Raw genomic sequence first — 1,605 nt, 5'->3', positions numbered from 1 at the left:
GTCGGCCAGCCGGTCCAGTTTCTGGCGGTTGCGCGCCACCAGGATCAGGTCGTAGCCCCGGCGGGCCAGGCGGTCGGCGCACAGCGCGCCGATGCCCGAGGAGGCGCCGGTGATGAGGGCGGTGCCCAGCGATGCGGTGGTCATGTCGGTCTCCTTGCGGAAGCGGTTGCGATGGATGAACTGTGCGCCCGCGCGCCGATGTCTCCAATGACGTATACAGTCATGATTCGAGACATCAGGAGCTTCAGCATGCACCGCGTCGGCTACATCCTGTCGGAAGGTTTCCAGATCCTGGCCATCGGCACCCAGGCGGTGTTCGAGTTCGCCAACCTGGTGGCCGGCGAGCCCTTCTACGAGGTGCGCAACCACGCGCTGGGCGGTGGCGAGCTGCGCTCGTCCATCGGCATGACGATGCAGACGCGGCCGCTGACGGCACGCAGCCGCGCCGACACCTGGATGGTGGCCGGCGTGATCGACCCGCTGCCGCAGCCGGCCGACCCCGAGCTGCTGCGCCTGTTGCGGCTGGCGGCGCCGCGGGCGCGGCGGGTGGCGGGCCTGTGCACCGGCGCCTTCGTGCTGGCCCAGGCCGGCCTGCTGGAAGGCCGCCGCGCGACCACCCATTGGTCGTATGCCGATGCCATGCAGCAGCGGCACCCCGGCATCCGCGTGGAAGCCGACCGCATCTTCATCAGCGACGGCCCGCTGTGGACCTCGGCCGGCATGACGGCCGGCATGGACCTGGCGCTGGGCCTGGTGGAAAAGGACCTGGGCGAGGCAGTCGCCCGTTCGGTGGCGCACCGGCTGGTGATGCCGCAGCGCCGCGCCGGCGGGCAAAGCCAGCACTCCGAGTTGCTGAAGCTGGCGCCCAAGACCGACCGCATCCAGCAGGCGCTGGACCATGCGCGGCGCCACCTGGCCCAGCCGCTGGGCGTGGAAGAGCTGGCCGCCGTGGCCCACCTGAGCCCGCGGCAGTTCAGCCGCGTGTTCATGGCCGAGACCGGCCAGTCGCCGGCCAAGGCCATCGAAGGCCTGCGGCTGGAAGCCGCGCGGCTGATGATCGAGCAGAGCCGCCACCCGCTGGAAGTGGTGGCCCGCGAAACGGGCTTTCGCGACCGCCGCCACCTGCGCGAAGCCTTTTTGCGCGGATTCGGCGTGCCGCCGCAGGGCCTGCGGCGGCGGGCGCGCGAGGCGGCTTAGGCCCGCGGCCTCAAGCCGCCCTCACCCGCCACACCACGTCGCCCACGTCGTCGGCCACCAGCAGCGAGCGGCCGTCGGGGCCGATGGTCACGCCCACCGGGCGGCCGTAGGACACCGATTCGTCGGGCGCCAGGAAGCCCCACAGGATGTCGCGCACCGCCCCCGAAGGCCGGCCGTTGGCAAAGGGCACGAACACCACCTTGTAGCCGCTGAGCTTGCTGCGGTTCCAGGAGCCGTGCTGGCCGATCACCATGCCATCCACGTCGAAGCCGGGCAGCGTGCCGGCCGGCATCCAGCACAGCCCCAGCGAGGCGATGTGGCCGCCCAGCGCATAGTCGGGCTGCAGCGCGCTGGCCACCTTGGCCGGGTCCTGCGGCACGCGGTCGTCCACCGTCTTGCCCCAGTAGC

2 protein-coding genes and 1 pseudogene are annotated in these 1,605 nt (G+C 71.8%); 1 reads left to right on the top strand and 2 read right to left on the bottom strand.

The genetic code is table 11. From position 1 onward, the window contains the following. Nucleotides 1–144, bottom strand: a 144-nt coding sequence (locus tag ABNT58_RS10225; protein WP_348753377.1) for an SDR family NAD(P)-dependent oxidoreductase, incomplete at its 3' end; no start/stop codon positions are given. 105 nt (nt 145–249) lie between these two features. Here ABNT58_RS10225 and ABNT58_RS10220 point away from each other — a divergent pair. After that, nucleotides 250–1,197, top strand: a complete 948-nt coding sequence (locus tag ABNT58_RS10220) for a helix-turn-helix domain-containing protein (protein WP_348753376.1) — start codon at nt 250–252, stop codon at nt 1,195–1,197. Between the two features lie 10 nt (nt 1,198–1,207). Here the strand turns inward: ABNT58_RS10220 and ABNT58_RS10215 are convergent. Beyond that, a pseudogene (locus ABNT58_RS10215) lies at nt 1,208–1,605 on the bottom strand (sorbosone dehydrogenase family protein); the annotation flags it as partial.

Source organism: uncultured Aquincola sp. (assembly GCF_964001545.1).
Taxonomy (GTDB): domain Bacteria; phylum Pseudomonadota; class Gammaproteobacteria; order Burkholderiales; family Burkholderiaceae_C; genus Aquincola.
The sequence above is the reverse complement of the archived record's forward strand: the minus strand, read 5'-3'. Positions and strand labels throughout refer to the sequence as shown.

Coding starts and splice junctions, on each gene's coding strand:
- ABNT58_RS10220 (WP_348753376.1), top strand. CDS start 250: ATGCACCGCGTCGGCTACATCCTGTCGGAAGGTTTCCAGATCCTGGCC.